Source organism: Pseudonocardia sp. NPDC046786 (genome assembly GCF_040645415.1).
Classification (GTDB): domain Bacteria; phylum Actinomycetota; class Actinomycetes; order Mycobacteriales; family Pseudonocardiaceae; genus Pseudonocardia; species Pseudonocardia kongjuensis.
In genome coordinates this window covers 21,364-47,124 of record NZ_JBEYYF010000012.1, presented here as the reverse complement: position 1 = coordinate 47,124, position 25,761 = coordinate 21,364, and the positions used below count along the sequence as shown (strand labels likewise).

Below are 25,761 nucleotides of genomic sequence, written 5' to 3'. Positions count from 1 at the left end.
GCCAGGGCCGGGCCCGCGGAGCGTCAGGCGCGGTCCATCTCGTCGGCCAGCACCGGGGTGTGCACCGGGTTGTGCTCGTGGAACCGGTTCTCCGCGTAGGTGACGACGGCGGCGGCACCGGACACCAGGCCGAGCGGGATGATCAGCACGTAGTAGAGCAGCTGGGCCAGCACGACGCTGATGAACGCGAACGGCACGGTGATCAGGCCGATCAGCACGCCGGCGACGGATATCGTGATCACCAGCAGCACCGCCCGGCCGAGCACCGGGAAGAACCGCGGGTTGACCAGCGCGAACGTCCGGCCGATGCCGGCCCGCTCGACCGCCAGCACCCCGGCCAGCGCACCGAAGAACACGGTGCCCAGGTAGATCCCGGGGAGCACCAGGGCGATCACGCCGACCACGACGAGCACACCCGCGAGGAAGTACCAGCCGACCGCCGCCAGGCCGCGCTGCTTCACGAACGCCCACACCTGCTGCGGGTCGTACGGGCGCCCGGCGGCGTCCCGGATGATGACGAACACCGTCGCCAGCATCCCGAAGGCGCCCAGCACGACCGTCACCACCGAGGTGATCAGGTTCGCCAGCCCCAGCGAGACGACGCTCCCCACCGCGGGCAGCGCGCCGTCCGGCTCCACCCGCAGGCCGGTGAGCATCAGCACCGCCTCCAGCAGCGCGATCGGCACCCAGACCGCGGCCTGCACGACGAGCATCGGCTTCCAGCTGCGCTGCAGCACGCCGATGATCTTGGCGAACCAGTCGTTGAGCGAGAACGGCACCAGCGGGTCCGGAGAGGTGCCTGCGGGCGTGCCGGCCGGACCGACCGGCTGGCCGGGGTAGCCGCCGTACTGTTGGCCGGCCGGGTAGGGCTGCTGGTAGGCGCCCTGGGTGTGCCAGCCGTACTGGTCCTGGCCCCCGTACTGCTGGGCGCCGTACTGCTCGGCGCCGTACTGCTGGGCGCCGTACTGCTGGCTCCCGTACTGCGGTGCGCCGTAGTGCTGGTCCCCGTACTGCGGTGCGCCGGGCTGCGGTGCCCCGTACTGCTGCCCGCCGCCGTACTGCTGGCCCCCGTACTGCTGGCCCCCGGCCTGCTGGTCCCCGTACGGCTGCCCGGCGGTGGGCTGATCGCCGTACCCGTGCGGCTGCCCGCCCTGTGGCGCCTGCCCGGGCGGCGTGCCGTACTGCTGCTGTCCGTGGGGCGCCTGGTGTCCGGACGCCGCGGCGCCCGCGTCGTCCGGCGTCCCCGCGGCCCCCTGCTGCGGGTCGCCGCCCGATGACGGCTCGTTGCTCATGCGCGCGGACAGTAGCCCTGCTACCGGTGGTCGCACACCGGGTTCACCAGGTCGCACCCGTTTCGTGACCTGGGACGATGATCGCCGCGGACCCCGGATCGTCGCCGGAACGCAACTCCGGCGACGCGCACGGTCACCCTCCGGCAACACGCCCGCGGCACCCTCATGGGGCATGGACACGATCCTCGGATGCCCGCTCTGCACCCGGCCGCGCACGGCCGCCGACATCCACGGCCTCGAGTGGAGCAGCCACCACGGCCCCGGCGGGGTGGTGTTCGTGTGTGGCCCGTGCACCCGGGCCCGGCTCGTCGATCTCGAGTGCGGCCTGCTCGACCCGGCCCGGGCGAGCGCACCCGCACCCGATCGGGTGGCCCGCGCGGCCTGAGCCGATCCGCCGGAGTCGGGTCCGTCACCCACGGCGTGGTGGCCGGCTCGGAACGCCCGGGGCCGACGTAGGGTCGGGCGCGTGCGCGAGATCCTCGAGTTGCTCGAACGGGACGCCTCCCTGAACCACGACACCGTCGCGACCATGCTCGGTCTGCCGGTCGACGAGGTCGACGCGCGGATCACCGAGTGGGAGCGGGCCGGGGTGATCCGGCGGCACCGGGCGGTCGTGGACTGGGCCCGGTACGAGGACGGCACGACCGACGGCACGCTCGCCGGTGCCGGCCGGGCCGGTGCTCGGGTGACCGCCTTCATCGACGTCGCGGTGGAGCCCGCCCGCGGGGTCGGCTTCGACGACGTCGCCGCCCGGATCTCGCGGTTCGACGAGGTCCGCGACTGCTACCTGGTCTCCGGCGGGCACGACCTGCGCTGCACGGTCGTCGGGCCGGACATCCGGGCGATCAGCGACTTCGTGTCCCAGAAGCTGTCGACGATCGACCGGGTCCGCTCCACCGCGACGCACTTCGTGCTGGCGACGCACAAGCGCGACGGCGACTCGTTCGCCGAGCCGGAGGCCGACCACCGGCTGCCGGTGACGCCGTGAAACCGCTGAACAGCACGATCACCGCCATCCCGCCGTCCGGGATCCGGCGGTTCTTCGACATCGCCGCCGAGATGGACGACGTCATCTCGCTCGGCGTCGGGGAACCCGACTTCGTCACGCCGTGGCGGATCCGCGAGGCCGGGATCTACGCCCTGGAGCGCGGCTACACCACCTACACCGGCAACGCCGGCCTCCCCCGGCTGCGCGAGCTGATCTGCGCCGACCTGGCGTCCCGGTACGACGCGCACTACGACCCGGCGACCGAGTGCCTGGTCACCACCGGCGTGTCCGAGGGACTGGACCTGGCCCTGCGGGTGCTGCTGGACCCGGGCGAGGAGGTGATCGTCCCCGAGCCCTGCTACGTCGCCTACCCGCCGTGCGTCTCGTTCGCCGGTGGCACGCCGGTCGGCGTCCCGACCCGGGCCGAGGACGGGTTCGCGATCGACGTCGCCGCCGTCGAGGCCGCGGTCACCCCGCGGACCAAGGCGATCCTGATCGGCTCACCGGCCAACCCGACCGGTGCGGTGCAGCCGCCGGAGGTGCTGCGCGCACTCGTCGCGCTCGCCGAGCGGCACGACCTCTATCTCCTGTCGGACGAGATCTATGACCGGCTCACCTACGAGGGCGTGCACAGCTGCCTCGGTGCGGTGCCCGGCGCCCGGGACCGGACCGTGGTGCTCGGCGGGTTCTCCAAGGCCCAGGCGATGACCGGCTGGCGGGTCGGCTGGCTCGCCGCGCCCCGGCCGATCGCCGAGCTGTGCCTGCGGGTGCACCAGTACACGATGCTGTGCGCGCCGCACGTGTCCCAGATGGCCGCGATCGAGGCGCTGAGCAACGCCGAGCGGGACGTCGCGGAGATGGTCGCCGACTACGACCGCCGCCGGCGGGTGTTCGTGAAGGGCCTGCGCGAGGCCGGCCTGGACTGCCCGGAGCCGGCCGGGGCGTTCTACGCGTTCCCGAGCATCCGGTCCTCCGGGCTCGACGCGGAGACGTTCGCGGAGCGGTTGCTGCGCGAGGAGTCGGTCGCGGTGGTGCCGGGCACGGTGTTCGGTCCGTCCGGCGCGGGGCACGTCCGGTGCTCCTACGCGACGGCTCTGCCGCAGCTGGAACAGGCCGTCGAGCGGATCGGGAACTTCCTGCGCCGGCTCTGAACGACGGCGGGTGCCGGTCGGTGACCGGCACCCGCCTGCTCGTCGTACGCCGGATCAGGGTGCGATCAGGTCGTCGAACTCGCCGTCGTGCACGCCCTGCAGGAACGCGGTGATCTCGGCCCGCGTGTAGGTCACGTACGCACCGTCCGGCCGGGTCGAGTTGCGCACCGCGGCACCGCCACCCGGAAGTGGGGCGACCTCCACGCAGGCCCCGTTCGGGTTGCTGCGCATGCTCTTCCGCCACTGAAGGCCGTCCGGCAGATCGATCTCGCTCATCGGTATCCCTCCCGACGTTCTGGACTGATGCAATTGCAACCGTAGCAGTCGTCCGCTCCCCCGTTCGCCGTGTTCGACACGTCCGGGTGGCGGCTCGAATGCACGGCGCAACCGCTACCATCGGCGCGACCGGGCACCGTCGTGCACGATCGGGGCCGGGCCCGTCGGAACGGTCGAGCAAGGGAGCGTCGCAGGAATGGATCGAGCGCGATCGGTCACGCCGTCCGAGGTCGACGTCAGCACACCGAGCGTCGCTCGGATGTACGACTTCTACCTCGGGGGCAAGGACAACTACGAGGTGGACCGGCAGGCCTGCGCCGCGCTCTCCGCGGTCGCCCCGGGAACCGCAGCCCTCGCGATCAACAACCGGCGCTTCCTCATCCGGGCCGTCCGGTACCTGGCGGAGGAGCACGGGATCCGCCAGTTCCTCGACCACGGCTCGGGCCTGCCCACCCAGGACAACGTGCACCAGGTCGCGCAGGCGGTCGATCCGGCGTCGCGCACCGTCTACATCGACAACGACCCGATCGTGCTCGCCCACGGCCGCGCCCTGCTGGAGCAGGACGACACGTCGACCGTCATCCAGGCCGACGTCCGGGACTTCGCCACCATCTACAGCGACCCTGAGGTCACCCGGCTGCTGGACTTCTCCCGGCCGACCGCGGCGCTGTTCCTGTCCTTCCTCCACTGCATCCCGGACGGTGACGACCCGGCCGGCCTGGTCGCCGGTGTGCTGGACCGGCTGCCGAAGGGCAGCGCCGTCGTCATCTCGCACCTGGCGAGCACCGACGCGGACGTGCGGCGCAACCTCACCGACATGATGCTGACCAACACCGGGGGCAACTGGGGCCGGGTGCGCACGCCGGACGAGGTCGAGGCGCTGTTCGGCGGGCTGTCGGTGATGGAGCCGGGCATCGTCGAGGTCTCCACCTGGCACCCGGACGACGTGGCGCCGGAGGTGCAGGCCACCAAGGAGTGGATCGAGTACGGCGGGGTGGCGTTCAAGGACTGACCGCGGGCCGCTCCGGCCACCCGGGCCGACGGGTGACCGGAGCGGCGTCCGGTCAGAACATGCCGCGCAGCGACGAGATCATCGCCTGCGAGCGGCGCGGGGTGAGCGCGGCCGCGGCGAGCCGGTCGATGAGCACCAGGTAGGTCTCGACGTCGGTGCGCTTGTCCAGGTAGAGCGCGCTGGTCAGCTGCTCCAGGTAGACGATGTCGGGCAGGTCGGCGTCGGCGAACCGCAGCAGGATGAACGGCCCGCCGGTGGCGGCGGCACCGCTCTGGTTGAACGGGAGCACCTGCAACGTCACGTTCGGCAGCTCGGACACCTTCAGCAGGTGCTCCAGCTGGTCGCGCATGGCCTGATCGCTGCCCATCGGGCGGCGCAGCGCCGCCTCGTCGATCACCGCCCAGAACTCGGGGGCCGACGAGCCCTCCAGGATCTGCTGGCGCTCCATCCGCAGGGTGACCCGGCGCTCGACCTCCGCGGGCGGCGCGGGGCGGCCCAGCTCGATCACGGCGCGGGCGTAGCCCTCGGTCTGCAGCAGGCCCGGCACGAACTGCGGCTCGTAGGTGCGCATCGTGGCGGCGGCCTGCTCGAGCCCCACGTAGGTGGTGAACCAGTCGGGCATGGAGTCGCTGAACGGCTGCCACCAGCCCGGCTCGCTGGCCCGCTGCGCGAGGACCAGCAGCTCCGAGCGCTCGGTCTCACCGATGTTGCCGTAGAGCGTCAGCAGGTCGGCGACGTCGCGCTGCTTGAACCCGACCCGGCCGGACTCCATCCGGCTGATCTTCGCCTCGGAGCCGCGGATGAGATCGGCGGCGACGGCCCGGCTGACGCCGGCGGCCTCCCGGAAACGCTTCAGGTGCGTCCCGACGAGGATGCGCAACGCCACCGGCCCGGCTGCGGTCTCGGCTGCTGCCGAACCGCTCGGACGAGACTCGCCGGAACCCATCAACCACCCCGGAACGTGGACGGACGCGTACGGAGAGTGTGACATGCCGCGCCCACGGCACCGCCCAGGCTCCCCCGGGTGACGATCATCTCACGATCGTCGCAGCCGAGAGAGTCTGCACGTACCCGCGTCACGCTGACGCCCGTGCCGCCCGGGGCCGGGTGCGCCACGGGCACCGACCGGCCGAGATCGGCGGGGTCAGCGGTCGGCGGTGCGGAACGCCGGGAAGACGGGCAGCTCGGAAGGCGCGTCCGGGAAGCGGGCGTCGAGCGCGGTGACGACGGCGGCGGCCAGCTCGGCCGTCGCGGCCCGGTCGGTGGCCGCGGCGGCGGCGCCGAGCCCCTGCCAGTAGTGCCGCAGCGCGGTGCTGATCCGCGGCGACCGCCCGGCGTCGCGTCCGATCGGGCGGTCCCGGTGTAGCACCCGCGGCAGCAGCAGCCAGGTCGACCACCACACCCAGAGCAGGTGCGCGTCGGTCAGCCTGGACTCCAGCAGCTCGGTGTCGTCGAGCTCCGGCCAGACCGGTGCGACCTCGGCCCGCCACGCGTCGAGCATCTGCTCGCGTACCGGTGACGGCAGGGCGTAGCTGGCCGCGCAGCCGGGGAACGGGACCCGGACGTAGGCGGCGTCCAGCACGACGTCCCGGAAACATCCCCACTCGAAGTCGACGAACCGGACGCCGCGGCTGGTGACGAGATTGTTGTCGGGACAGGTGTCGGACGGGCTGAACGCCCGGAACCCGGTCCCCCCGAGCAGCCGGACCCCGCCCCGGGCCTCCAGCACCGCCATCTCCGGGACCTCCACGCCGACGGCGTCGGCGAGCAGCCCGGGCAGCCCGGCGAGTGCGGCGCGGGCCTGGTCGGCGATCGGGTCCCGGCGGACCTTCTCCCCCAGCCGTCGCAGCAGCGCCCCGAAGTCACCCTCCCGGCCCGCGGTGGCCGCCTGCATCCGGCCGAGCCCCCTGGCCCAGCCGAGCAGGCAGATCCGGGCCGCCTCACGGTCCGGGCCGAACAGCTTGTCCGCGAGCGTCATGCTGCGGCCCAGGTCCTCGAGCACGAGCAGCCGCTGCTCCGGGTCGTGGGCGATGATCACCGGGCTGGGCCGGACGTCGCTGGGCAGCGCGGTGAACAGCTGGCAGGACGCGACCTCGTAGCGGTACGGGTCGGACGTGATCGGGTCGTCGTCCGGGCCCGGCGGCGCGTACTGCTTGATCACGACGCTGCGCCGGTCGGAGAACGGGTTCTGCGCCATCCTCGCCCGGGCGACGACCGAGCGGCCGCTGCCGCCGAGGTCCTCCGGCTCGGAGAGCTCGACCTCCGAGCCCGCCCGCCGGGAGAGCAGCCGCGCGGCACCGGCCATCGCTGCGACCGCGCCGGGAGTCGCCTGCGGATCGGTCATCGCCTGCGGACCCTACCCCTCGTGTCGGACGTGCCCCTCCGGACGGGACCCGGACGCCTCCACCCTGCCGGTGTCCCGCCGGGGCCGGTAGTGCCGCCGCGGGACGTGCCCGGCGCCCGTCGTGCTCGGTGGCGACGGGCCCGTGGTGGGCCGGTGCTGGTGGGCGGGTGCTGGTGCACCACCGCCGATCGGACGAGCCGCCGGACGTCCGCGTGCGGCGAGTGGTGTGGTGCTGCGCGGCCGGCCGTGCCGGGTTCCTGGACGGATGGCGGCCCGCCGGCGCGGGGCGGGCGGACTCCCCGGAACCCTCGACGGCAGTGCCCGATCGGACCCGCCGCGGTGGCCGGCCGGTCGGCCGGCCACCGGTCGGGGCGGGGGCGGTCAGGCGGCCGGGCCGGGCTTCTCCGGCGCACCGCCGCCGGTCTCCGCGGGCCGCCCGGGGGCCGAGCCGCCGGGCGCCGGGCCGGCCGGGCGCGCGTCCACCCCGGCCTCCTTGCGCTGGCCTGCGGTGATCGGCGCGGGCGCCTGGGTGAGCGGGTCGAACCCGCCGCCGGTCTTCGGGAACGCGATGACCTCGCGGATCGAGTCGCTGCCGACCAGCAGCGCGGTGATCCGGTCCCAGCCGAACGCGATCCCGCCGTGCGGCGGCGGCCCGTAGGTGAACGCGTCGAGCAGGAAGCCGAACTTCTCCTTGGCCTCGGCCTCGGACAGCCCCATGATCTCGAAAACCCGCTTCTGGACGTCCGCGTCGTGAATACGGATCGAGCCGCCGCCGATCTCGTTGCCGTTGCAGACGATGTCGTAGGCGTAGGCCAGCGCGCTGCCCGGGTCCTGCTCGAAGGTGTCGATCCACTCCGGGGTGGGCGAGGTGAACGCGTGGTGCAGCGCCGTCCAGGCCCCGCCACCGACGGCGACGTCGTCGCTGTCGGCGGTCGACTCGAACAGCGGCGCGTCGACGATCCAGACGAACGACCAGGCGGAGGAGTCGATCGCGCCGATCCGGCGGGCGATCTCGCCGCGGGCGGCGCCGAGCAGCGCGCGGGCCTCGTTCGGCTTGCCTGCGGCGAAGAAGATGCAGTCGCCCGGCTGGGCGCCGGTGGCCTCGGCCAGCCCGGCCCGCTCGGTCTCGGAGAGGTTCTTGACGACCGGGCCGCGTTCGTCGACCGTGCCGTCCTCACTGATCAGGACGTAGGCGAGGCCGCGGGCGCCGCGCTGCTTGGCCCACTCCTGCCAGCCGTCGAGCACCTTGCGGGCCTGCGACGCCCCGCCCGGCATCACGACGGCGCCCACGTAGGGGTTCTGGAAGACCCGGAACCCGGTGCCGGCGAAGTACCCGGTCAGCTCGGTCAGCTCGATGCCGAACCGCAGGTCCGGCTTGTCCGAGCCGTACCGGGACATCGCCTCGGCGTAGCTCATCCGCGGGATCGGGGTCGTGATCTCGTGGCCGACCAGCTTCCAGAGCGCGACCAGGACGCGCTCGGCGAGTGCGATCACGTCGTCCTGCTCGACGAAGCTCATCTCGATGTCGAGCTGGGTGAACTCGGGCTGCCGGTCGGCGCGGAAGTCCTCGTCCCGGTAGCAGCGCGCGATCTGGTAGTAGCGCTCCAGTCCGCCGACCATCAGCAGCTGCTTGAACAGCTGCGGGCTCTGCGGCAGCGCGTACCAGGACCCGGGGCGCAGCCGGGCGGGCACCAGGAAGTCGCGGGCGCCCTCCGGGGTGGAGCGGGTCAGCGTCGGCGTCTCGACCTCGATGAAGTCCTCGGCGGCCAGCACGTCGCGGGCCGCCTTGTTGACGTCGCTGCGCAGCTTCATCGCCGCGGCCGGGCCGGGGCGGCGCAGGTCGAGGTAGCGGTGCGTCAGCCGGATCTCCTCGCCGACGCCGCTGTGCTCGTCGATCGGGAACGGCAGCGGCGCCGACTCGGACAGCACGGTCAGCTCGGTGACGGTGACCTCGATGTCGCCGGTCGGCAGCTCCGGGTTCTCGTTGCCGGCCGGGCGCGCGACGACGGTGCCGACGACCTGCACGCAGAACTCGGAGCGCAGCCGGTGGGCGCGCTCGGCCATCTCGCCCTCGCGGAACACGACCTGGGCGGATCCGGACCGGTCACGCAGGTCGATGAAGATCACGCCGCCGTGATCCCGGCGGCGGGCCACCCATCCGGCGAGGGTCACGGTCTGGCCGGCGTTCTCGGCACGCAGGGTGCCGACGGGGTGGGTTCGCATCACGGCGGACAAGGCTATCCGCCCGCCCCGCCGGGCCCGCCACCAGGTTTGCGGTCCGGTGGGCCCGGCTCCGGTGGGACCCGCCCGGCGTCACATCAGGCTCAGCTGGCCGGCCCGCGGATCGGGCGACGCCGGCGGCCCGGACTCCTGCCGTGTCCAGCCCGGGTCCCGCGGGTTCGGCTCCGGCCGGTCCAGCCCGTGCCGGGCCAGCAGCGGCGCCACCCGCCGGGACAGCGCCTGCCGGTAGTCGCGCCCCGCGTACGCGCCGCGCCGGTAGAGCCGCTCGTAGCGCGGCAGCAGCGCCGGGTACTCCCGGCCCAGCCACCCGAGGAACCACTCGCGGGTCCCCGGCCGCAGGTGCAGCGCGAGCACCGTCGCGCCGCTCGCCCCGGCGGCCGCGATGTCGGCGAGCAGCGCGTCGAGTGCCTCGGCGGAGTCGGTCAGCCACGGCAGCACCGGCGCGACCATCACCCCGCAGGGCAGGCCGGCGTCGGTGATCCGCCGGACCAGGTCGAGCCGTGCCCGCGGGCTCGGTGTGCCGGGTTCGAGCCGGGACTGCAGCTCGCGGTCGAGCAGCGCGACCGACACCCCCACCCCGACGCGGACGTCGGTGTTCGCGGCGGCCAGGTCCGGCAGGTCGCGGGTCAGCACGGTGCCCTTGGTGAGGACGGAGAACGGCGTCCCGGACCGGGCGAGCGCGCCGATCACCCCCGGCATCAGCCGGTAGCGGCCCTCGGCCCGCTGGTACGGGTCGGTGTTGGTGCCCATCGCGACGTGCTCGCGCCGCCAGCCCGGGCGGGCGAGCTCCCGTTCCAGGACCCGGGCGACGTTGACCTTGACCACGATCTGCGAGTCGAAGTCCGTGCCCGCATCCAGGTCCAGGTAGGTGTGCGTGTTCCGGGCGAAGCAGTTGTGGCTGACCACGCCTGCGGCGACGAAGTCGCCGGTGCCGGTCGTGATGTCGAACATCGGCACGATGTCGCCGATGTCCTGCACGTCGACCACCCGGGGCGCGCCGTCCCGCGGTTCCTCGACGAGCGCCCCCGCCACGTCCCGGACCCGGGCGAGGGCCGGATCGGCCACCGCGACGAGACGCAGCTGCTCCGCGGCCCCGCCGAGCACCCGCAGCGACCGTCCGCCCGGCCGGCCGGACGGCTCGGAGGCGACCCGGAACCCGAGCCTGCGCAACGCGTCCACGGTCGCCCGGGTCAGCTGCTCGTCGCCCGGGGTGATCCGCAGGACACCCGCGGACACCTCGCCGCTCGCGTCGAGCACTCCCCCGAGGAAGCCGGCGGACCAGCCCGGCCCCGGCCGCTCCGGCCACACCGTCGCCGAGGGTGCGGCGCGGTGCGGCGCCCGGGCGTCGGAGGCGTGCCCCGCCGCTGCCGCCTGCCGCACGCCCGCCGGACCGGCGCCCGCCGGGACGCGGGCCACGCCGGCCGCGCCGGGACGGTTCGCCGCGCCCGGGCCGGTGGCATCCGCGCCGCCCGGGCCGCCCCGGCCGCCCGAGGTGAGCAGGTGGTGCGCACGGGCCAGCGCCTCCAGCTCGACCCAGTCGGACGGGAACGGCTCCGCGGACCGCCTGCTGCGGACCGCGTCGGCCCGGACCAGCCCGCACAGGTACCCCTCGGCCCAGCCGGCCGGGTGGCCCTCCGCGGGCATCGCCGCCGCACCGGGCCCGACCAGCGCCGATCCGGCGGTCAGGTGCGGCCGGTCCGCCGACGAGCGGCAGCGCCCCGGCCGGACGTGCGCCCAGCCCTCCCGGGTCAGGAACCGGTGCTCGGCCGACGTCACGAGGACCGTCCCGTCGTCCAGGGACACCCGCTGTGCGCGGCGCCGGGTCGACCAGTGGGCCAGCACCGGGGTGCGCACGAACCGGCGCCTGCCGTGCCCGTCGGTCACGGTGCCGATCACCTCGTCGCCGGGGCGGAGATCGGCGATCGGCCGGGACCGGCCACCGGCGGTCAGCACCGGGGTGTCCCCCCGCAGGCAGTACGTGCAGGCGTGGGCGCATCCCCGGTACGGGTTCACCGTCCACCCGAAGGGCACCGGCGACGACGGCCCCACCCGGTTCAGCGCCGAACGCGCCTCCACCTCGTGGAACACCGCGCCGGCGAACTCGGGGGTCCGCACCGAGCGCAGCAACCCGGCCATGCCCGGCAGCACCGCATCCGCCCCGACCCCGTCGGTCCCCACCTGCTGTCCGCTCCACCGCACGAGCATAAGTCGAACACAAGTTCGAACGATGGGCAACCGGTCGTCGCCCGGCGGTGCCCTCCGGGCGAGCACCGCTCCGGCGCCGGGTGATCACTTGCGAGGATGCCGGGGTGCACCCCGACGATCCCGACCGGTCCGCCGGTGACGTGCGTCCGGACCGGGAACCCGGCGGGCGTCGGCGGGCGGACGGGACGGGCAGGCACCAGCGGCCGGAGTCGCCGCCGCGGTCCGCCGGCGCACCGGACGAGCCGCCCCCGGCCGGGGGCCGTCCGGCCGGCCGGACGCCCGTACCGCGCTCCGGCGGCACCGGTGGGGGTACCGGCGCCCGGCCGTACGACGCGGACGGCCCGCAGCGCGGCGCCCGTCGTGGCGCACCGGGCCCGTACGAGCGCGACCCGGCGCCGGGCGGGCCCCGGCCGTGGGCGGCCGGACCCGGTGCCACGGCGGGCCGTCCGCCGGGCACCGCGCCGCAGCCCCGCCGCAGCGGTCCGGCCGGGCACGGGCGCGCGGACCGCGATGCGGGGGCCCGTCGCCGGGGCGGCCGGGACGACACCGGCGGGACGTACGGCCACGGCGCTCACGACGAGGAGACGCCCACGTACCGCCGCAGCCGGGCGGAGACCGGCGAGTACCCGGCCGCGGCGCCGGAGGCCACCGGGGCACGGATCCGCGACGCCGCGCACGGTCCCCCGGCGGACCGGACCCGCGGCACCGGCCTGCCGGACGGCGGCGGGCGTCGCGTCCGCGGGTCGGCATCGGCTGCAGAGGACGCCGGTCCCGACGACGACCCCGGGATCGCCGGGACCGGCCCGGTCACCGCGGGATCCGCCGCTGCCGCCGGGCACCGGTCGGCCCCTCCGACCGGCCACGGCCACGGCCACGGGCACGGCCACGGCAGCCCCAGCCCGGCCGGACGGCGGGTGCGGAACCTGCTGGTCGCCCTGCTTGTCCCGTGCGCGCTCGCCACGCTGGCCGGTGTCGCGCTGCTGTGGCCCGGAGACGTCCCGACGCCGGAGTTCCCGCCGACCGAGCAGGTGCGCGGGGACGTCACGGCGGTCGCCGTCGCGGACTGCTCCCCCGGCTCCGCGGACGGCGCCTGCACCGGCGTCACGATCGCGATGACCGACGGCCCCCGGGCCGGACGCGACCTGGTGCAGCTGGTGCCGAACGAGCCGTCCAGCCCGCGGTTCGCCGTCGGCGACCCGGTGACCCTCGCCTGGTCCGGCGGCGATCCCGACTCCGCCGGGTCGTACCAGCTCAACGACTTCCAGCGGACGCCCGCGCTGATCTGGCTGGCGGCCGCGTTCGCGCTGGCCGTCGTGCTGCTCGGGCGGCTGCGCGGGTTCGCCGCACTGATCAGCCTGGGGCTGACGTTCGGCATCCTGCTGTGGTTCGTGCTGCCCGCGATCCTGTCCGGCGGTTCACCGCTCGCAGTGGCGGTGACCGGGGCGTGCCTGATCATGTTCGTGGTGCTGTACCTGACCCACGGGTTCAGCGCCCGGACGTCGTGTGCGGTGCTCGGCACGCTGGTGTCGCTGGCGCTGATCGGGGTGATCGGCTACGGCTTCACCGCCGCCGCGCGGCTGACCGGGCTGGACGACACCACAGCCAACCTGATCGGCACCCTCGGCGGGATCCCGATCGACCCGCGCGGCCTGGTGCTCGCCGGGCTGGTGATCGGCGCGCTCGGCGCGCTCGACGACGTGACGGTCACCCAGGCGTCGGCCGTCTGGGAGCTCGGCGCGGCGAACCCGGAGCTGGGTGCCCGGGCGCTGTTCTCCGCCGGGATGCGGATCGGGCGGGACCACGTCGCGTCGGCGGTGAACACCCTGGTGCTCGCCTACGCCGGTGCGGCACTGCCGCTGATGCTGCTGTTCTCGGTCGCCGCCGGGGGCGTGTCGGACGTGCTGACCGGCCAGGACGTCGCCACCGAGATCGTCAGGACGCTGGCCGGGAGCATCGGTCTGGTCGCCGCGGTCCCGGTGACCACCGGCCTGGCGGCCCTCGTCGCCGCGCATCGCTGACCCGCAGGCCCCCCGGTCCTCGCAACCCTGGGCCGTCGGCGCACCGGGCCCGCGGCTGCGACCGCCGCCCGGACCGCTCAGCGCATCACGGCCGGCGGGCCAGCAGGTGCGCCTCGCCGTCGGCCTCGTGGTGGGCGAGCACGTCGAACCCGGCGAACGCGGCGACGAGCTCGCCGGGCGCCGCGCGGAACCGGCCGCCGCTGTCGCCGACCTCGGACAGCACGGTGATCGCGAGCAGCCCGCCGGGGGCCACCGCCGCGGCCAGCGCCGGGTACAGGGCGGGCACCCGGAACCGCTGGCGGACCACGACGTCGTAGACGCCGTCGTCGGTGGGGAAGCCGTCGTCGAGATCGGCCTCGACCCAGCGGATCCGGCCGGGCGGGGCGAGGGCGGTGGCCAGCTCGGCGCCCGCGGCGAGCCCGGCCGGGGACACGTCGACCGCGACCACGTCGAGCCCGCGCCCGGCCAGCCACACCGCGACCGCGCCGCGGCCGCAGGCGAGATCGAGCGCCCGGCCGGTCTCCGGGACGAGCTCGAGCCGGCCGCGCAGCGCGTCCGGGGGCAGCGCGGCACCGGCACCGGCACCCGCACCGACGGCACGGTGCCTGCGGTCCCAGTCCTCCCGGTCCGACGCGGCCATCGCGGCGCTCAGCCGACCTCGGCGGCGACCGCAGTCACCACGGCGTCGACCACCCCGTCCAGCGGGACGTCCTGCTGGTCGCCGGAGACCAGGTCCTTCAACCCGATCGTGCCGTTCTCCAGGTCGCGGCCGCCGAGCACGAGCGCGAACCGGGCCCCGGAGCGGTCGGCGGACTTCATCGCGCCCTTCAGGCCGCGGTTGCCGTAGGACAGGTCGACCCGCACCCCCTGGGCGCGCAGCCGGGCCGCGATCACGACCAGCCGGCGGCGGGCGTCCTCGCCGAGCGGCACGCCGAACACCTCGGCCCGGGCGCCCGACCACGGCTGCACGCCCTCGACGGTGCAGGCCAGCAGCGTGCGGTCGACGCCGATGCCGAACCCGACGCCGGACAGGTCCGGACCGCCGAGGGTGCCCATCAGGCCGTCGTAGCGGCCGCCGCCGCCGATCCCGGACTGGGCGCCGAGGCCGTCGTGCACGAACTCGAACGTGGTCTTGGTGTAGTAGTCGAGGCCGCGGACCATCCGCGGGTTCGGGGTGTAGGCGACGCCGAGGTCGTCGAGATGCGCCAGCACGGCGGCGTGGTGCTCGGCGGCCTCGGCGGACAGGTGGTCCATCAGCAGCGGCGCGTCGGCCATCGCGGCCCGCACCTCGGGGCGCTTGTCGTCGAGCACCCGCAGCGGGTTGATCGCGGCCCGCTCGCGGGTCGGCTCGTCCAGGTCCAGCCCGGCGAGGAACTCCTGGAGCAGCTCGCGGTACCGCGGCCGGCAGGCGGTGTCGCCGAGCGAGGTGAGCTCCAGCCGGTAGCCGGTGAGGCCGAGCGCCCGGAAGCCCTCGTCGGCGATCGCGATGACCTCGGCGTCGAGCGCGGGATCGTCGACGCCGATCGCCTCGACGCCGACCTGCTGCAGCTGCCGGTAGCGGCCGGCCTGCGGGCGCTCGTACCGGAAGAACGGCCCGGCGTAGCGCAGCTTGACCGGCAGGCCCTGCTTGTCCAGGTTGTGCTCGATCACCGACCGGACGACGCCGGCGGTGCCCTCCGGCCGCAGCGTCACCGAGCGACCGCCGCGGTCGGCGAAGGTGTACATCTCCTTGGAGACGACGTCGGTGGACTCCCCCACCCCGCGCGCGAACAGCCCGGTGTCCTCGAAGACCGGCAGCTCGATGTGGCCGTACCCGGCGCGCGCGGCGGCCCCGGCCAGGGTGTCCCGGACATGGGTGAACCCGGCCGAGTCCGGCGGCAGGTACTCCGGGATGCCCTTCGGCGCGGCGAACGGTTCGGGCTTGCGCGCCCGGCCCTCCGCCTGCTGCTCGGTGGCGGTCACTGCAGGTCCACGTCCTCTCGTGCCGGTGCGCAAGGCTCCCCCAGCCTAGAACCGGTGTCTCCCCGATCCGCCCCCAGGTGCCCCCGATACCCTCCGGTGACCGGTGATCGACTAGGGAGCAGCAGAGCGTGGCGACGAACGAGCAGCGCCGGGAGGCGGCCAAGCGGAAGCTGGCCGCCCAGCAGGCGCACCGGGTGGAACGGGCCCGGAAGCAGAAGCGGAACACGACGATCGCCGTCGTGGCGACGGTGCTGGTGGTCGCGGTGGCCGCCGGCGGCGTCTACGCCCTGACCGCGGCCTGGGGCGGCGGCGACACCGAGCCCGCCGACCCGGCCGCGCAGGCCCAGCAGGACACCGGACCGGACACCTCCGGGCTCCCGATCGTCCCGCTGCCGACCCGCCCGACTGCGCTCCCCGGGTCGGTGAACTGCGCCTACCCGACCGAGGCGCCCGCGTCGAAGCCGGTGGACCCGCCCGCCGACGGCGAGGTGTCCGCCGAGGGCACCGTGCCGGCGTCGTTCAGCACCAGCGCCGGCACGATCGACCTCACCCTGGACCGCGCGCTGGCGCCGTGCACGGTGCACAGCTTCGAGAGCCTGATCCAGCAGGGCTACTACAACGGGACGTCCTGCCACCGGCTGACCACCAGCCCCGGCCTGCAGGTGCTGCAGTGCGGCGACCCGACCGGGCAGGGCGCCGGCGGTCCCGGCTACACCATCCCGGACGAGGTGTTCGACGGCCTGAGCTACGGCCGCGGCATGCTCGCGATGGCGAAGACGGCCGCGCCGAACTCGGGTGGCAGCCAGTTCTTCATGATCTACGGCGACGCCCAGCTGCCGCCGGAGTACACGGTCTTCGGCTCGATCGGCGAGGAGGGCCTGCGCACGCTGGACGCGGTCGCCCGGGCGGGCGAGTCCGTCGGTAGCGGCGACGGCACCCCGAACATGCCGGTCGACATCGAGACCGCGACGGTCGGCTGACCGGCCCCGGGGGGCGGGCTCCCCGCCCCCCGGGTCGTTCAGGCCGCCGAGGTGACCCGGTAGACGTCGTAGACGCCCTCGATGTTGCGGACCGCCTGCAGCAGGTGCCCGAGGTGCTTGGGGTCGCCCATCTCGAACGAGAACCGGGACACCGCGACCCGGTCCCGGGAGGTCGTCGTCGACGCGGACAGGATGTTGACCTTCTCGTCGGCCAGCACCTTCGTCACGTCGGACAGCAGCCGGTGCCGGTCGAGCGCCTCCACCTGGATGGCCACCAGGAACACCGACTCCGGCGACACCGACCAGGCCACCTCCACCAGCCGCTCCTCGCGGGCGGTGAGATCGCCGGCGTTGGTGCAGTCGGTGCGGTGCACGCTGATCCCGCCGCCGCGGGTGACGAAGCCGAGGATCTCGTCGCCGGGCACCGGGGTGCAGCAGCGGGCCAGCTTGACGTAGAGGTCGCCCATCGCGTTGCCGTCGCCGTCCTGCACGACGACGCCGGCGTTCCCGGACGGCCTGCGGTGCCGGACGGTGGACGGCGTCGCCCGCTCGGCGAGCTCCTCCTCGGCCTCCTCCTCGCCGCCGAACCAGGCGACCAGCCGCTGCACGACGTGCTGGGCGCTGGTCTGGTGCTCGCCGACCGCGGCGTAGAGCGCGGACACGTCGGAGTAGTGCAGCTCGCGGGCGATCGCGGACATGGCGTCGCCGGAGATGAGCCGCTGCAGCGGCATCCCGGTGCGGCGCGCCTCCCGGGTGATCGCCTCCTTGCCCTCCTCGACGGCCTCCTCGCGGCGCTCCTTCGCGAACCACTGCTTGATCTTCGCCTTGGCCCGCGGCGACTTCGCGATGGCCAGCCAGTCCCGGCTGGGCCCGGCGTCCTCCGCCTTGGAGGTGAAGATCTCGACGACGTCGCCGGAGGACAGCTGCCGCTCCAGCGCGACCAGCTTGCCGTTCACCCGGGACCCGATGCAGCGGTGCCCGACCTCGGTGTGCACGGCGTAGGCCAGGTCGATCGGGGTGGAGCCGGTGGGCAGGGTGACGACGTCGCCCTTGGGGGTGAAGACGAAGATCTCCCGGGCGGCGAGATCGAACCGCAGCGAGTCGAGGAACTCGCCGGGATCGGCGGCCTCGCGCTGCCAGTCGAGCAGCTGGCGCATCCACGCCATCTCCTCGACCTCGACCTCCTTGCCCTGACCGCCCTTGACCTCCTTGTAGCGCCAGTGCGCAGCGATGCCGTACTCGGCGGTGCGGTGCATCGCGTGCGTGCGGATCTGCACCTCGAGCGGCTTGCCGTCCGGGCCGATCACGGTGGTGTGCAGCGACTGGTAGACGCCGAACCGGGGCTGGGCGATGTAGTCCTTGAACCGGCCGGGCATCGGCTGCCACAGGGCGTGCACCATGCCGATCGCGGCGTAGCAGTCGCGCACCTCGTCGACCAGCACCCGGACGCCGACCAGATCGTGGATGTCGTCGAAGTCCCGGCCCTTGACGATCATCTTGCGGTAGATCGAGTAGTAGTGCTTGGGCCGGCCCTCGACCTTCGCCGGGATCCGCGCCGAGTCCAGCTGGGAGGCGACCTCGTCGATCACCTGGCGCAGGTAGGTGTCCCGGGACGGCGCCCGGTCGGCGACCAGCCGCACGATCTCCTGGTACTTCTTCGGCTGCAGGATCGCGAAGGACAGGTCCTCCAGCTCCAGCTTCACCGTCGCCATGCCGAGCCGGTGGGCGAGCGGTGCGAACACCTCGAGGGTCTCGTTCGCCTTCTTGACCTGCTTCTCCGGCCGCAGGAAGCGCATCGTGCGCATGTTGTGCAGCCGGTCGGACAGCTTGATGACGAGCACCCGCGGGTCGCGCGCCATCGCCACGACCATCTTGCGGATCGTCTCGGCCTCCGCCGCCGTGCCGAACTCGACCTTGTCCAGCTTGGTGACGCCGTCGACCAGGTGCGCGACCTCGTCGCCGAACTCGGCGCGCAGCCGTTCGAGGGAGTAGTCGGTGTCCTCGACGGTGTCGTGCAGCAGCGCCGCGACCAGCGTCGTGGTGTCCATGCCGAGCTCGGCGAGGATCGTCGCGACGGCCAGCGGGTGCGTGATGTACGGGTCGCCGGACTTGCGGGTCTGCCCCTCGTGCTTGGACTCGGCGACGTCGTAGGCGCGCTGCAGCAGGACCAGATCGGCCTTGGGGTGCAGCGACCGGTGCACCGCGGCGAGCGGTTCCAGGACCGGCGTCACGATCGCGACCCGCTGGGGCGTCATCCGGCGCGCGATCCGGGCCCGCACGCGCCGCGTCGCGGACGGGCGGGGCGGTTCGTCGTCGGGCGTGAGCGGGCGTGTGGCGGGATGTGCGTCCGCCGTGGTGCTCGTCCGGTCGACCTCGGTCACCGCACCTCCTGCTCGTGCCCGGTAGCGGGTGGTCCGTCGCTGAGGATAGTCCGCGGACCGTCCCCCGGCGGAACCGCGCCGGATCAGGCGCTCAGCAGCGCATCCACCCGCAGGTCGCCGAGCCGTCCCCGGCCGTTCAGCGCGGTCAGCTCGAGCAGCGTGCCGAACCCGACGATCTCGGCACCGACGTCGGTGAGCAGCGCGCAGGCCGCGGCCGCGGTGCCGCCGGTGGCCAGCACGTCGTCGACGACGTAGACCCGGGTCCCGGGCTCGACGACGTCCGCCGGGAGCTCCAGGGTGGCGCTGCCGTACTCCAGCTCGTAGCTGCGCGACGCGGCCACCGCGGGCAGCTTGCCCGCCTTGCGTACCGGGACCGTCCCGACGCCGGCGACGAGCGCGACGGCGGCACCGAGCAGGAACCCGCGGGCCTCGACGCCCACCACCAGCTCGGCCTCGCCGGTGTGCGCGGCCAGCTCGGTGGCGACCGTCGCGAACGCGCCGCCGTGCGCGAGCACCGGCGTGATGTCGCGGAACAGCACCCCGGGCTCCGGGTGGTCGGGCACCGAGCGGATCAGGTCGGCGATCCGCAGCAGGTCCTCCGCGGAGTCGCCGTCGACGCCGGGGCCGGGCCGGATGTCGTCGACGGCGGTCACCGGCGGGCCCGCCCGGTCTTGCCGGTGGGCCGGGACGCCGTGCTGGGGCGGGAGCTGCTCACGACCGCGAGGGTATCCGCCGCGGCCGCGCCGCCCTCCGGGGTGGTGCGTGCCCGGCGCGCGGCGACCCGCAGTGCCTGGTCGCGGAACCGCTTGTCGCGCAGCTTGATGTCGACCAGCAGCGGGGTCGCCAGCAGCAGCGACGAGATCACGCCGGTGATCATCCCGACGAGCTGGACCAGCGCGAGATCGGCGAGCGTGCCGACGCCGAGCAGCCCGACGCCGATCACCAGCAGGCCGAGCACCGGCAGGATCGCGATCAGCGAGGTGTTCAGCGAGCGCATCAGGGTCTGGTTCAGCGCGAGATTCGCCGCCTCGGCGTAGGTCCGGCGGGTCCGCTTCAGCAGGCCGCGCGCGTTCTCCCGGACCTTGTCGAAGACGACGACGGTGTCGTAGAGCGAGAACCCGAGGATGGTGAGCAGGCCGATCACCGTCGCCGGGGTCACCTCCAGGCCGATGATCGAGTACACCCCGGCGGTGACGACGATGTCATTGACCAGCGCGACCAGCGCGGCCGCCGCCATCGCGCGTTCGAAGTAGACCGCCAGGAAGATCGTCACCAGCACGATGAACACGGCCAGTGCGATCAGGGCCTGGCTGGTCACCTCGCCGCCCCAGGTGCCGGACACCTGGGAGTCGCTGATCGCCGCGGCGCTCGGCACCCCGTCCGGGCCGAGCGGCTGCAGCTGGGTGAACAGCCCGTCCCGCAGCGGGATCAGCTGCTCCGGGGTCAGCGGCTCGGACTGCAGCACGATCGACGCCGCCTCGCCCGTCCCGACCGCCTGGGTCACCTCCGGCGCGGTGCCGATCACCCCCTGGTAGACCTGCTCGACCTGCTGGGTGCTGATCGCCCCGTTCGCTCCGGTGGCGGGCAGCTGGATCTGCGAGCCACCGGTGAAGTCGATGCCGAGGTTGAACCCGCGCAGCACCAGCGACAGCAGGCAGATCCCGATCAGCGCCGCGAACCCGAGGTACCAGATCCGGCGGCGGCCGACGATGTCGACGTTCGCGGTGCCCGTGGTGAGCCGGGTCCAGCCCGACAGCCGCTCGGGCGCGGTCATGCCCGTCCTCCCTGCGCTGCGACGCGGCGGCCCGCCGCGGGGGCGGTGCGGCGGTGCCGCGCACCGATCCGGTCGACGGCGGCCAGCCCGGACAGCCCGGGCCGACCCAGTGTCCGGGACCGGGATATCAGCACGACCAGCGGGAACGTCACCAGGAACACCACGACCAGGTCGAGCACGGTGGACATGCCGAGGGTGAAGGCGAACCCGCGGACCTCGCCGACGGCCAGGATGTAGAGCACCGCGGCGGCCAGGAAGCTGACCGCGTCGGCGGTGAGGATCGTCCGCCGGGCCCGTTCCCAGGAACGCGGGACGGCGGAGCGGAACGTGCGGCCCTCGCGCATCTCGTCCTTGAGCCGTTCGAAGAAGATGACGAACGAGTCCGCCGTGATGCCGATCGCGATGATGAACCCGGCGACACCGGCGAGGTCCAGGGTGAACCCGATCCAGCGGCCGAGCAGGATCAGCACGGCGTAGACGACCAGCCCGGACAGCACCAGCGACAGCATCGTGAGCAGCCCGAGCAGCCGGTAGTAGGCCAGGCAGTAGACGAGCACCAGTGCCAGGCCGACCGCACCGGCGATCAGCCCGGCCTCCAGCGAGGCCAGGCCGAGGGTGGCGGACACGGTCTGCGCGGTGCCGGAGTCGAAGGCCAGCGGCAGCGAGCCGTAGCGCAGCACCTGGGCGAGTTCCTGGGCCCGCTCCTGGTTGAACTGGCCGGAGATCTCGGTCGCGCCGCCGAGGATCGGGACGGTGATCTCCGGGGCGGACACCACGTCGCCGTCGAGCACGAACGCGACACGCTGGCCGATGTTCTGCGTCGTGTACTCGCCCCACGCCTGCGCGCCCTGCGACTTGAAGGTGAGGCTGACGACGTAGCCGGCGCCCTGCGGGTTCGGCTGGGCCTGCGCGGACGCGATCTGGGTGCCCTCGATGAAGGTGGGCCCGAGGACGTACTTGGCCGAGCCGTCCTCGCTGCAGGTGACCAGCGGCCGGGCCGGGTCGTCGTAGCCCTGCAGCGGATCGGTGCCGGTGCAGTCCAGTGCGAGCAGCGCCTGCGCCTGGACCGCCGGATCGTCGCTCTGCCGGGTCTGCCTGGCCTGCGACACCTCAGCGGCGATCCGCGGGTCGTCCGGCGCCGGGGGTTCCGGGGCGGGCGGCGGGTCCTGCTGCGGGCCGGCGTACGCCACCGGTGCGACGGCGGCGGACCGCTCCGGCGGACCGCCCATGCCCTGCGGGACGGTCGCGTCCCCCGCGGCGGGTGGGGTGCCGGCCGGCGGCGGGGTCGCGGCCGGCGGCACCGCGGCCGGGGCGGCCGGGACCTCCTGGACCACCTCGCGGAACCGCAGCTGCGCGGTCTGGCCGAGCGAGCGGGCCTGCTCGCCCTCGTCACCGGGGACGGTGATGACGATGTTGCTGCCGTCGAGCTGGACCTCGGCGCCGCTGACCCCGAGGCCGTTGACCCGCTGCTCGATGATCTCCTGCGCCTGCACCAGCTGGTCGCGCGGCGGCGGCAGGCCGTCCGTCGTGCGCGCGGTGAGCGAGACGCGGGTGCCGCCCTGCAGGTCGATGCCCAGCTTCGGCGTGAGGTTCCCGCCCCCGGTGAACAGCACCAGGGTGTAGAGGATCACGACGATGCCGAGGAAGGCCGTCAGGTAGCGCCAGGGGCGGACATGCTGCTGCCCCGACGACGGTGCCACGTTGGTGTTCTCCTGCTCCGACTCGTGCGACGGCCACGGCCGGCCTCACGGTCGGTCGCCCGGACCCGGCCGGCCCCGGCCGGACCCTCAGGGGGTCCGGTGCCGGGCCGGTCCGCGGGACCGGGGCAGCCGGAGCGGGACGTGACCCGCTCGGCGGCCGCTCAGTGGATCGTCGGCTTGTTCTCCGACTTCTGCTGCGAGGCGTCCGTGTCGCCGGCGGACTCGGTGGAGTCACCGGAACCGGACTCGTCCTCCGACGCCGCGTCGGGGTTGACCTTCTCCCGGATCGCCGCACGCAGCCAGGTCGTGACCACGCCGTCGGCGATCTCGAGGTCGATCGTGTCCTCGTAGGAGGCGTCGGTGACGGTTCCCCGCAGCCCGGACGTGGTGACGACGACGTCGCCGTCCTCCAGCGCCTGCTGCATCGCCTGGGTCTCCGCCATCTGCCTGCGCTGCTTGCGGCCGTTCAGGAACAGCGGCACGAACAGCAGCAGGATGATGAGGAAGGGCAGCAGCGACAGCAGACCGGAACCACCGGCCTCCTGCGCAAGAATCAGATCCATCGTGCGGGGTCTCCGTCTCGTTTCGCCACGTATCAGTGTGCCAGTCGCCGGGAAATCACCGAGCAACCCCCGACCATTCAGGCCGCTCGTCGCAGAATCGCGAGACGAACGGTGGTGCTGCGCCTGCTACACCACTCAACGGCTCTGATGTTCGGATTGTCCCACACTGCCCGATCCGGACCTGCATGTCCGTGCAGGGCGGTCCGCGCGGTCCCGCCGGGGCCCGCCCGGGACCGCCGGGACCGCCCGGGACCCGGCCGTCACCGGCGCCGCCGCGGCGGCGGTACCGCCATGCGGGCATCCCGCGCCGGACCGTGCCGCGGCCGGTCCGACGGGATTGCGTCCGAATTGTCGCCGACGGTCCGGATTGCGCCGGATAGCGGCGTTGCGAACCTTTTCCGGAACGGGCCCGGCGACCGACGGTGCAATTCCCCCGGCGGTGCCGGGAATCAGAAGAGCGGTTCGATCCGGTGCCCGGCGGGCGCGTCGGCGGGCGCAGTGAGGCCCAGGTGCGACCACGCCAGCGGGGTGGCGACCCGGCCGCGCGGCGTGCGGGCGAGCATCCCGGCCCGCACCAGGTAGGGCTCGCAGACCTCCTCGACGGTGCCCTGGTCCTCCCCCACCGCGACGGCGAGGGTGGAGATCCCGACCGGGCCGCCGTGGAACGAGCGGACGAGCGCGCCGAGCACGGCCCGGTCCAGCCGGTCCAGGCCGAGCTCGTCGACGTCGTACACGGCGAGCGCGGCGCGGGCGATGTCGCGGCGGATCACGCCGTCCGCGCGGACCTCGGCGAAGTCGCGCACCCGGCGCAGCAGCCGGTTCGCCACCCGCGGGGTGCCGCGGCAGCGGCCGGCGATCTCCTCGGCGCCGTCCGGGCGCAGGTCGATGCCGAGGATCCCGGCGGCCCGGCGGAGCACCTGCTGCAGCTCGCCGTCGTCGTAGAACTCCATGTGCGCGGTGAAGCCGAACCGGTCGCGCAGCGGCCCGGTCAGCGATCCGGCGCGGGTGGTGGCGCCGACCAGGGTGAAGGGTGCGACGTCGAGCGGGATCGAGGTCGCACCAGGACCCTTGCCGACGACGACGTCGACCCGGAAGTCCTCCATCGCCAGGTACAGCATCTCCTCGGCGGGCCGGGCGGTGCGGTGGATCTCGTCGATGAACAGCACGTCGCCGGGGACGAGATTGGACAGCATCGCGGCCAGGTCGCCGGCCCGCTCCAGGGCGGGCCCGGAGGTCAGCCGGATCGCGGCGCCCATCTCCTGGGCGACGATCATCGCGAGGCTGGTCTTGCCGAGCCCGGGCGGGCCGGAGAGCAGGATGTGGTCGGGCGGGTCGCCGCGCCGCCGCGCGCCCTCCAGCACCAGCTCCAGCTGCTCGCGGACCCGGGGCTGGCCGATGAACTCGTCCAGCGAGCGCGGCCGCAGGGAGGCCTCGACGTCGAGGTCGTCGGGATGGACGACCGCGTCGACGTCGCGGAACTCGGCGTCGTCCCCGGCGGTGGTCACCGGGACCGGCCCAGCGAGGACAGCGCGGTGCGCAGCAGGGTGCTGGCCCCCGCGTCCGGCGACCCGGCCAGCACCGCGTCGACCGCCTGCTCGGCGGGCTTCTGGGTGAAGCCGAGACCGAGCAGTGCCTCCACCACCTGGTCGCGGGTGGAGGTGACGGCGGACGGTGCGGCGGCCGCCGGGGTGGCGGCGGTCGCGGTCACCTTGTCGCGGAGCTCGACGACCAGCCGCTCGGCGCTCTTGCGCCCGACACCCGGGATCCGGGTGAGCACGGCCAGGTCGCCGTCGGCCAGCGCGCGGCGCAGAGTGTCCGGTTCCAGCACGGCGAGGGTCGCCAGGGCGAGCCGGGGCCCGATCCCGGAGACCGTCTGCAGGAGCAGGAACAGCTCGCGCTCCTCGGTGTCGACGAAGCCGAACAGGGTCAGCGACTCCTCGCGCACCACCAGCGTGGTCGCGAGCCGGGCCTGCTCACCGCGCCGCAACCCGCCGAGCGTCGCCGGTGTGGCGTACACGGCGAGGCCGACCCCGCCGACCTCGACGACGGCGTGATCGAGCCCGATCTCCAGCACCGGGCCGCGCACCGAGTGGATCACCGACGGGTCCCCTTCCCGCGAACGGTCGTTCGAGATCCGACGCTACCGGGCGCCCCCGACACCCCCGGCGACCAGGTGCCGGCCGACCGCTCGGCGGCGGCGCGGGCGGCCGCCCACTGAGCGGCGGCGGTCGGTGCGGCGTCGCCCTGCTGGGCCTGGGCCCGGGCGAGCCGGGCCCGGTGCACCGCGGCCAGCTCCTCGGCGCGGGCCCTGGCCTGCGCCATCCGGTCCTGCATCGGCGAGCGCCAGCAGTGGCAGATCGCCAGCGCCAGCGCGTCCGCCGCGTCGGCCGGCTTCGGCGGCGCGTCCAGCCCGAGCACCTTCGCGACCATCGTCGCGACCTGGGCCTTCCCGGCCCGGCCCTCGCCGGTCACCGCCGCCTTGACCTCGCTGGGCGTGTGGAAGGCGACCGGCAGCCCGGCCCGCGCGGCGACCAGCGCGACGACGCCGCTGGCCTGCGCGGTGCCCATCACGGTGCGCACGTTGTGCTGACTGAAGACCCGCTCGACGGCGATCACGTCCGGCCGGTGCCGGGCCACCCAGCGCTCGACCTCGTCGGCGACCGTGAGCAACCGGCGCTCCAGCGGGACGTCGGTCCCGCTGCGGACCACACCGACGTCGACGAACCCGACCGCCCGGCCGGCGCCGGTCTCGACGACGCCGATCCCGCACCGGGTCAGTCCCGGGTCGACCCCGAGCACCCGCACCGGCGTCACCCCTCCCGCACGTGCGTTCGAGATCCGCACGCTACCGGCCGGTCAGCGCGGCGACGCCGG

General features: G+C 74.2%; 21 protein-coding genes and 1 pseudogene. 6 read left to right on the top strand and 16 right to left on the bottom strand.

Features of this window, described 5'->3' with window-relative positions:
* Nucleotides 1-23: 23 nt before the first annotated feature.
* The gene (locus tag ABZ881_RS16530) at nt 24-1,292 is read right to left on the bottom strand and encodes a hypothetical protein (protein ID WP_358485383.1); all 1,269 of its coding nucleotides are present in this window, start codon (nt 1,290-1,292) and stop codon (nt 24-26) included.
* 172 nt (nt 1,293-1,464) lie between these two features.
* Between ABZ881_RS16530 and ABZ881_RS16525 the strand changes: the two genes are divergently transcribed.
* From ABZ881_RS16525 to ABZ881_RS16515, 3 genes are all read left to right on the top strand, one after another.
* On the top strand, nt 1,465-1,677 hold the full coding sequence (locus ABZ881_RS16525) for a hypothetical protein (RefSeq protein WP_358485382.1): 213 nt from the start codon (nt 1,465-1,467) through the stop codon (nt 1,675-1,677).
* 81 nt (nt 1,678-1,758) lie between these two features.
* Entirely contained in the window at nt 1,759-2,280 is a 522-nt protein-coding gene (locus ABZ881_RS16520; protein WP_358485381.1) for an Lrp/AsnC family transcriptional regulator, read from the top strand.
* Nucleotides 2,277-3,431 (top strand): aminotransferase class I/II-fold pyridoxal phosphate-dependent enzyme, encoded by a 1,155-nt coding sequence (locus ABZ881_RS16515; protein WP_358485380.1) that lies wholly within the window; start codon nt 2,277-2,279, stop codon nt 3,429-3,431. Before ABZ881_RS16520 ends, ABZ881_RS16515 begins: the two co-directional genes overlap by 4 nt.
* A gap of 54 nt (nt 3,432-3,485) precedes the next feature.
* Here ABZ881_RS16515 and ABZ881_RS16510 read toward each other — a convergent pair whose 3' ends face one another.
* Complete coding sequence (locus tag ABZ881_RS16510; protein ID WP_344029973.1) at nt 3,486-3,707, bottom strand: DUF397 domain-containing protein; 222 nt, start codon at nt 3,705-3,707, stop codon at nt 3,486-3,488.
* A 196-nt stretch (nt 3,708-3,903) separates the two neighbouring features.
* Between ABZ881_RS16510 and ABZ881_RS16505 the strand changes: the two genes are divergently transcribed.
* Nucleotides 3,904-4,719, top strand: coding sequence for an SAM-dependent methyltransferase (locus tag ABZ881_RS16505; RefSeq protein ID WP_358485379.1), 816 nt, complete (start codon nt 3,904-3,906; stop codon nt 4,717-4,719).
* Between the two features lie 52 nt (nt 4,720-4,771).
* On the opposite strand, the gene ABZ881_RS16500 is transcribed toward ABZ881_RS16505, so the two are convergent.
* The 4 genes from ABZ881_RS16500 to ABZ881_RS16485 form a co-directional block, all read right to left on the bottom strand.
* On the bottom strand, nt 4,772-5,605 hold the full coding sequence (locus ABZ881_RS16500) for a helix-turn-helix transcriptional regulator (protein WP_358485378.1): 834 nt from the start codon (nt 5,603-5,605) through the stop codon (nt 4,772-4,774).
* Between the two features lie 258 nt (nt 5,606-5,863).
* Complete coding sequence (locus tag ABZ881_RS16495) at nt 5,864-7,063, bottom strand: hypothetical protein (RefSeq protein WP_358485377.1); 1,200 nt, start codon at nt 7,061-7,063, stop codon at nt 5,864-5,866.
* A 381-nt stretch (nt 7,064-7,444) separates the two neighbouring features.
* Nucleotides 7,445-9,289: an aspartate--tRNA ligase gene (gene aspS, locus ABZ881_RS16490; RefSeq protein ID WP_358485376.1), complete on the bottom strand. Its 1,845-nt coding sequence runs from the start codon at nt 9,287-9,289 to the stop codon at nt 7,445-7,447.
* Between the two features lie 87 nt (nt 9,290-9,376).
* Nucleotides 9,377-11,509: an intein-containing Rv2578c family radical SAM protein gene (locus ABZ881_RS16485; RefSeq protein WP_358485375.1), complete on the bottom strand. Its 2,133-nt coding sequence runs from the start codon at nt 11,507-11,509 to the stop codon at nt 9,377-9,379.
* A gap of 104 nt (nt 11,510-11,613) precedes the next feature.
* Here ABZ881_RS16485 and ABZ881_RS16480 point away from each other — a divergent pair, with 104 nt between their 5' ends.
* Nucleotides 11,614-13,527 (top strand): YibE/F family protein, encoded by a 1,914-nt coding sequence (locus ABZ881_RS16480; protein WP_358485374.1) that lies wholly within the window; start codon nt 11,614-11,616, stop codon nt 13,525-13,527.
* 85 nt (nt 13,528-13,612) lie between these two features.
* Here the strand turns inward: ABZ881_RS16480 and ABZ881_RS16475 are convergent, their stop codons facing one another.
* Together ABZ881_RS16475 and hisS are read right to left on the bottom strand one after the other, a co-directional pair.
* Nucleotides 13,613-14,167 carry a class I SAM-dependent methyltransferase gene (locus ABZ881_RS16475; RefSeq protein WP_358485373.1) on the bottom strand — a complete coding sequence of 185 codons (555 nt, stop codon included), beginning with the start codon at nt 14,165-14,167 and terminating at the stop codon, nt 13,613-13,615.
* Nucleotides 14,168-14,175: 8 nt separating this feature from the next.
* On the bottom strand, nt 14,176-15,489 hold the full coding sequence (hisS, locus tag ABZ881_RS16470) for a histidine--tRNA ligase (RefSeq protein WP_358485372.1): 1,314 nt from the start codon (nt 15,487-15,489) through the stop codon (nt 14,176-14,178).
* 128 nt (nt 15,490-15,617) lie between these two features.
* Between hisS and ABZ881_RS16465 the strand changes: the two genes are divergently transcribed.
* Nucleotides 15,618-16,469 (top strand): peptidylprolyl isomerase, encoded by an 852-nt coding sequence (locus ABZ881_RS16465; protein ID WP_358485371.1) that lies wholly within the window; start codon nt 15,618-15,620, stop codon nt 16,467-16,469.
* 38 nt (nt 16,470-16,507) lie between these two features.
* Here the strand turns inward: ABZ881_RS16465 and ABZ881_RS16460 are convergent, their stop codons facing one another.
* The 8 genes and pseudogenes from ABZ881_RS16460 to ruvC all read right to left on the bottom strand — a co-directional run.
* The gene (locus tag ABZ881_RS16460; RefSeq protein WP_358485370.1) at nt 16,508-18,724 is read right to left on the bottom strand and encodes a bifunctional (p)ppGpp synthetase/guanosine-3',5'-bis(diphosphate) 3'-pyrophosphohydrolase; all 2,217 of its coding nucleotides are present in this window, start codon (nt 18,722-18,724) and stop codon (nt 16,508-16,510) included.
* Nucleotides 18,725-18,933: 209 nt separating this feature from the next.
* Nucleotides 18,934-19,503 carry an adenine phosphoribosyltransferase gene (locus ABZ881_RS16455; protein ID WP_344029943.1) on the bottom strand — a complete coding sequence of 190 codons (570 nt, stop codon included), beginning with the start codon at nt 19,501-19,503 and terminating at the stop codon, nt 18,934-18,936.
* A complete protein-coding gene (gene secF, locus ABZ881_RS16450; RefSeq protein WP_358485369.1) occupies nt 19,500-20,624 on the bottom strand; it encodes a protein translocase subunit SecF in 1,125 nt (374 codons plus the stop codon). Before secF ends, ABZ881_RS16455 begins: the two co-directional genes overlap by 4 nt.
* The gene (secD, locus tag ABZ881_RS16445; protein ID WP_358485368.1) at nt 20,621-22,324 is read right to left on the bottom strand and encodes a protein translocase subunit SecD; all 1,704 of its coding nucleotides are present in this window, start codon (nt 22,322-22,324) and stop codon (nt 20,621-20,623) included. Before secD ends, secF begins: the two co-directional genes overlap by 4 nt.
* 161 nt (nt 22,325-22,485) lie before the next feature.
* A complete protein-coding gene (yajC, locus tag ABZ881_RS16440; RefSeq protein ID WP_344029934.1) occupies nt 22,486-22,887 on the bottom strand; it encodes a preprotein translocase subunit YajC in 402 nt (133 codons plus the stop codon).
* 449 nt (nt 22,888-23,336) lie between these two features.
* Nucleotides 23,337-24,392 carry a Holliday junction branch migration DNA helicase RuvB gene (ruvB, locus tag ABZ881_RS16435; RefSeq protein ID WP_344029931.1) on the bottom strand — a complete coding sequence of 352 codons (1,056 nt, stop codon included), beginning with the start codon at nt 24,390-24,392 and terminating at the stop codon, nt 23,337-23,339.
* Nucleotides 24,389-24,985: a Holliday junction branch migration protein RuvA gene (gene ruvA, locus ABZ881_RS16430; RefSeq protein ID WP_358485367.1), complete on the bottom strand. Its 597-nt coding sequence runs from the start codon at nt 24,983-24,985 to the stop codon at nt 24,389-24,391. Before ruvA ends, ruvB begins: the two co-directional genes overlap by 4 nt.
* Nucleotides 24,986-25,140: 155 nt before the next feature.
* Nucleotides 25,141-25,692: pseudogene (gene ruvC, locus ABZ881_RS16425) on the bottom strand (crossover junction endodeoxyribonuclease RuvC); the annotation flags it as partial.
* Nucleotides 25,693-25,761: the final 69 nt, after the last annotated feature.